Origin of the sequence: Limnohabitans sp., from assembly GCF_044361645.1 — a bacterium.
GTDB lineage: Bacteria > Pseudomonadota > Gammaproteobacteria > Burkholderiales > Burkholderiaceae_C > Limnohabitans_A.
In genome coordinates, this window is record NZ_JBIKIL010000176.1 from 1 (window position 1) to 5,678 (window position 5,678).

Annotated in this window: 7 protein-coding genes and 1 pseudogene; all 8 read right to left on the reverse strand. The window is 58.0% G+C overall.

Annotation, left to right across the window (positions count from 1 at the left end):
• Positions 1-482: pseudogene (locus ACIQ39_RS18305) on the reverse strand (sulfite dehydrogenase); the annotation flags it as partial.
• Positions 483-504: 22 nt separating this feature from the next.
• The gene (locus tag ACIQ39_RS18310) at positions 505-810 is read right to left on the reverse strand and encodes an ArsR/SmtB family transcription factor (protein ID WP_396436019.1); all 306 of its coding nucleotides are present in this window, start codon (positions 808-810) and stop codon (positions 505-507) included.
• A 133-nt stretch (positions 811-943) separates the two neighbouring features.
• Complete coding sequence (locus ACIQ39_RS18315) at positions 944-2,257, reverse strand: OmpP1/FadL family transporter (RefSeq protein WP_396436020.1); 1,314 nt, start codon at positions 2,255-2,257, stop codon at positions 944-946.
• A gap of 23 nt (positions 2,258-2,280) precedes the next feature.
• Entirely contained in the window at positions 2,281-2,853 is a 573-nt protein-coding gene (locus tag ACIQ39_RS18320) for a DUF302 domain-containing protein (protein ID WP_396436021.1), read from the reverse strand.
• Between the two features lie 171 nt (positions 2,854-3,024).
• The gene (locus tag ACIQ39_RS18325; protein WP_396436022.1) at positions 3,025-3,339 is read right to left on the reverse strand and encodes a hypothetical protein; all 315 of its coding nucleotides are present in this window, start codon (positions 3,337-3,339) and stop codon (positions 3,025-3,027) included.
• Between the two features lie 124 nt (positions 3,340-3,463).
• Positions 3,464-3,772 (reverse strand): c-type cytochrome, encoded by a 309-nt coding sequence (locus tag ACIQ39_RS18330; protein WP_396436023.1) that lies wholly within the window; start codon positions 3,770-3,772, stop codon positions 3,464-3,466.
• A gap of 166 nt (positions 3,773-3,938) precedes the next feature.
• A complete protein-coding gene (locus ACIQ39_RS18335; protein WP_396436024.1) occupies positions 3,939-4,319 on the reverse strand; it encodes a rhodanese-like domain-containing protein in 381 nt (126 codons plus the stop codon).
• Between the two features lie 31 nt (positions 4,320-4,350).
• Positions 4,351-5,678, reverse strand: a 1,328-nt coding sequence (locus ACIQ39_RS18340; protein WP_396436025.1) for a TolC family protein, incomplete at its 5' end; no start/stop codon positions are given.

The window sequence follows — 5,678 nt, forward strand, 5'->3', positions numbered from 1 at the left end:
TTCTTTTTGACCATGCCGTTGATCATGAAGCGGTGCTTGGACGGGTCGATGTCCCACCAACCTTGGTGGTGCCGCTCAAAGTGCAAGCCACTGGGCGTGACGATGCCAAACAGGGACTGCAGCGGCGCAAACGAGACCGACGCCTGGGTGGTTTGGGTCAGGCCCGGGCTTTGGCGGCGCTGCAAGTTGGCTTCAAACTTGGAGGGCTTGCCGTAGCCCTCAACCGCCACGCCCTGACCCAGACCCGTGGTGTGCTCAGGCAAGTTCAAGATATGGGGGTCACCCCCTTCGGCAGGCACAGGGTTGCTCTGGGCCAAGGCCATGGGCGCTGCAGCGCCGGCTGCAGCAGCAGCAAAGGCGTTGCGGATGAAATCACGTCGGCCTTTTTTGCCTTCGGCAAAAACCGCCTTGATGCCACTGGGGGTCAGGAAGTTTTCAGGTGCTTTTTGCACCCTTCCTGAATTGATGCTGTCTTCTTTCACACAATCTCCTCGTTTTGAAGGGTCAATTCACGGCTGTTTCGGTCGCCACTTGCGAGCACATGGCACGGCACACCACCACCGCTTTTTCGTCTGCAATCCGGTAGAACATCTGGGCCCCTTGACGACGCTTACCCAAAATGCCCGACCTGTACATGATGTTCAGGTGCTGCGACATATTGGGTTGCGAGACGCCGATCTGGTCCAGCAACTGCCCTACATTCCTCTCGCCTTGGCACAACTCGCTGATGATGCGCAAACGAACCGGCGTTGAGAGCACAGCAAACAGCTCTGCTGCTTTCTCAAACACCTCGTCGATCTCTGCATTCATGGTCTCTTTGCCATTAGGTTCGTATATTCGGATACGTGAATATATACTGTATCGATCCAAGCTGAATCAGGGATTACACGGGGACCGCCACCTGATCAGGACAAACCCTGATCAGATGGCAATCACTCTGTTTTCAGAACTTCCAACCGTACTGCACACCCAGGGATTGCTGGGACATGCGCACGGTTTCGGTGATGGCGGTGGAGCCCGGTTGGTTGAACATCGATGGACCGGTCACCGTGTTCTTGGGTGCATACATATAGGCCCAAGTGAACTCTGCATCCTGCCCCAGGGCGTATGTGCCGCCCAGTGTGAAGTGCTGGGTGATCACACCCGGTGCCAGGATGTTGAAAGTCACGTTTTCAGGCTTGACCGGGTTGGTACTTTGGTTGAAACCCGCCCTCAACACCATGGTCGCAGAGGCTTGCCACTGAACACCCAGCTTGAACACATCCACATTCGACCAACCAAAGCCTGGCCCGTTTGCAGAGCCCATGGGTGTGCTTGGTGTCAAGTTGCTCATGGGGTTGCCAATCGAGGTCACGCCGCTGTAGTTGATGCGCGAATAATCTGCCGCCACCGACACCGCTGGGGTCACTTGGACATTGAGGCCCAAGGCATAGTTTTCTGGAATGTCAAACGAGCCGGCATCGGCAAACAAACCGGCGTACCGGTCAAACTTGCTCATCTTGATTTTGGGCGAGTAAGTTGCACCGAGCGTCAAGGTGTCGTTCAATTGCCCCAAATAGCCCAAGCGCACACCCACGCCCGTGCTGCGGTCTGTGCCCGTGTTGCTGACTTTGCTGGACGCCAACGAAAAACCTGTAAATGCTTGAAGTCCCGTGGCCTTGAATTGCTGCACCACCAAGAGGGGGGAGACGCCCACCGAGTGCTGCGCGTCCACTTTGTATGCCAAGGTGGGCGCGATGATCAGTTGCATCAGGTCAACGCCCAACTTGCCTTGGCCACACAACAAATTCAAGCCCTCGATGGGCGGCAGGTTCTGTGGGTCTTGTGGATTCGGGCAAGAGACCCTTGCGCCGGGGTATTCGGTGTTCATGCCACCGTTGCCATAGACAGTCACACCCCAGCTCATGCGGTCATCGATCATTTTGTTGTAAGCAAATTCAGGCACCGCAAAGACGCTGCCGCCGCTCTTCATATCGCCTTCAAGCATGCCGCCAAAACCCGGGGCCGAGCGCGCTGCACTGCGCTTGGGCATGAAAGCATCGACACCCATTTCGACTCGGTTGCCCGCCCAAACCGATGCGGCCGGGTTGTTGATGCCCGCAAAGGCGTTGTCGGTCACGGCCACCGAGGCCCCGCCCATGCCCTTGGATTTCATGCCAAAGCCGTGTGGAAAATAACCGTCGGTCGCCCAAGCAGCCGATGTCGTGGCCAAAACAGTCGCCACCACCGTCGCGCGCAAAGTGTTGATTTTTTTCATTTTTGTTTCCTGGTGATGCGTGTTCAAAACTCGCCTTTGCTGCCGCGTTCCATCATTTCCCAGATGGTGTCGCGCACGGCTTGCGCCTCTTCTTTCAGAGGCGAGGGCAACTTGCGGCCCATCTTGACCATCATGTCCATGTTGAGGGTGTAGAGCCACAGGCCGTCTTCTTTTTCAACCATGGACACGCGGCAAGGCAGGTAAGCCGCCATGTGCGGGCTGAAGTCGACCATCTTGCGGGCTGTCAAGGGCGAACAAAACGAATACACCGTCAGCAGCTTTTCTTTTTGGCCCGAACGTGCTTCGAGCTCTTTTGACAAGGGCAAGGTGCCCACATCGCGCATGTTGCGCTCTGTGGCCACTTGTTTGAGCACTTGCTCGACTTCACTGGCGGTGATGCCAGATTTGACTTTGCGCTCCCAAGTGGTGGCGACGGCGATGTCACCGCCCCCTTCAATCCAGCGGTCCCACATGCGGCTGGCTTCGGTGGCCGCACCGTCTTCGAGTTTGCCCAGCGTGCCGAGGGTGCCGCAGCCGGTCAGCCAGACTGAGCTGAGCAAGACAGCACCGGTCATCCAAGTGAAAGAAAGACGCATTGATTTTCTCCGGAGGTCAACCATTGATGAAGCCCGGCTCGACACCAATAAGGCATCAAGCCGGGTTGACATTCATCATCAATGACCCGGAAAAAATGAGGTATTGGCACATACCCTATACCCTAAGGGGTAGGGTATTTCAATTCATTTTTTGTTTGAATTCTTTTGAATTCACTTGAATTTGTAGTGGTCTCGGTTGAGCACCGCAGCCACCGAAGTCACGTCTTCAGGAAACATGCCCAGGTTGAGTTCGGTGTTGCATTGCTCCACCATGCCGCGCAACAGTGAGGCGTTGTTGATGCGGCCCTGCGGTTTGTAAATGGCGCTGCCGTTGCCACCCACTTTGCTGACATGGCAGGCCACGCATTTGCTCTCTGCGATCAGCTTCTCGCCCAACTCGAAATCAGCGTCTTTGTAGATGGCGGGCTGGGCGTGCGCGGTGGTGGTCAAGAGTGCGGCACACATGCTGAAAAGAAAATTTTTCATGGCGGTCTCCCATCAAAAAAGCCGCTCAAAGGCATTGCTTTGGGCGGCAAAAAAAAGCCACGAGTACCCATCGCGCTTTCCATCTTGTGCAAACGTTTTTTCAAGCCACTTGGGGCTTGGCGATTTATTTGGCGCCAGCCAATATCCATGCGGCCAAGGTGCTGGCATCGGCCTCGCTCAAATTGGCTTGTGCGGGCATGGGAACAGGGCCCCACTTGCCAGCACCACCGGCCTTGATGCTCTTGGCCAATGTGGCAGCCGCATCTTTTTGGCCAGCGTATTTTTTGGCCACATCGTTGTAAGAGGGGCCGACCAATTTGCGCTCAGCGGCGTGGCACGACATGCAGGCGTTTTTCTTGGCGATCTCTGCACTCGCAAAGGCGGGGCTGGAAAACAGGGCCGACACAGCAACGGCAACAAAAATCAGTTTCATGAGGTCTCCAAATGGGGCGTTGAATATAACCAGTCGCTAATTTAACCGAAAACAAATCGGTGTGGTCCTTGAAAACAGTTTTTAGCGTCAGGGATTTTACTGAGCCCCCGGGTGCACACAAGGCTGGCGCTGGCGCGATGCCAGTCCATCCATGTGGTTATGGGTGTCACTCAAACACAGGCGGCACAGGCTTGACCACTGGCATGCCCGCTGCAGCCCATGCGTCAAAGCCACCGGCTATCGAGCGCACGTTCAGGTAACCCATGCTTTGCATGGTTTGAGCTGCCAAGGCCGCGCGGCCGCTGGTTTTGCAGTAAAGCACCACGTTGAGGTCACGGCCCGACAAAGCGGGGGTGCTGCTGAGCTTGAACTCCAACAGGCCGCGTGGAACCAAGATGGCGCCGGTCAAATGCCCGGCAGCGAACTCATCGGCCTCGCGCACGTCGATCAACAGATCGGCTTGTTGGATGGCCTCTGGCGCGTCCGACAAGGCGATTTCGTGGATGCTGGTTTTGGCTTGCAACACCAAATCGTGGGCTGTTTTCATGGGGTCTCCTTCTTGCTCAATGCGGGGGGTTTCAAGGGGCCAATTGTGCGTTCAGCGTCTGCAGGCTTTGCACTGACAGCTGACCTGTCAAGGCGTCAAGTTGCAAATGGCTGAGCAGCAGCTCGGTTTGGGCACGCAGCCACTGCAATTGGGCCTGGGCCGCGTCATTTTCGGCTTGCAACAGCTCCAGCGTGGTGCGATCGCCCACTTGTCGGCCCAGCCGTGTGGCTTCTTGGCGCGCGGTGCTGGCCAACCAAGCGGCCTTGAGCGCGCTCAAACGCGCCGGGCCGGTTTGCAGCGCCAACCAAAGCGCATGGGCTTGTTGCTGCGCCTGCTGGACGGCCAAATCCACTTCGGCTGTGGCCTGGGCTTGGGCGCTGACCGCCTCTTGCAGTTGGGCACTGCGCCCGCCTCCAGTGTAAATGGGCACTTGCAAGCTCAAGCCCAGCATGTGGTGGTTTTGGGTGTTGGACGACGGGCCAAAGTCACCTTCGCCGCTGAGGCGCTCACGCCCAGCCGAGGCGACCAAGTCCAAGCTGACGCCGCCGCCCACTTGGTGCTTTTTCAGCGCCTGTTGAGCCGCTGCTTGTTGGGCTTTTCGCAGCAACACCCCCGTGTTGGCCGTGCTGACCTGTTGCAGCACTTGCGCCAGTGCGGGCAGGGCAAGCTCCTTGAGCGCAGGCTGTGGGGTCATGGGCCGCAAGGCATCGGTGCCCAATCGGGTGGAGTCAGCCAGCACGCTGCGGGCCATCTGCACTTCACTCTCAGAGGCCAACAATTGCGCTTGCAGTGCAGCCGCGCGGGCCGATGCCTCGTGTGTATCGGTGACCGGCAAGTCGCCCAGCGCAAAGCGGTCTTGGGCTTCGGTCAAGGAACGGCGCACGGCAGCGTATTGCTGCTTGAGCACCTGCAGCTGGCGCTCGGCCAGCAGCAAATTGAAATACCTTTGCACCGTGCTCAGCATGAGTTGCTGCTGCGCTGCATCGGCCCGCAAAGTGGCCACATTTGCCGCTGTGTGCAATTGGGTCTGCTGGGCTCGGCGCTCTGGGCTGTAGAGTGCTTGCTTGGCTTGCAGCGACCAACGCGAGGAAGTGGCCGCGTTGGCCGAAGTGGCGAAATCGCCGGGCATGGGCGCTTGACCGCCCACGGCGAACTGCGCACCGTTTGTGCGGCTGTCGGCCGACATGGCGCCCAGCGTGGCGCTGCCCATCAGCACCGGACGCCACAAGGCTTGGGCCTGCGCTTCAAAAGCCTGCACCGAGGAACGCGTGGACAGCACCAGCTGCATTTGGGGGTCGTGCAGGCGCGCCTGCTCCCACGTTTGCAGCAAGTCCAAAGCGTGCGCTGCAGGGCTGAGCA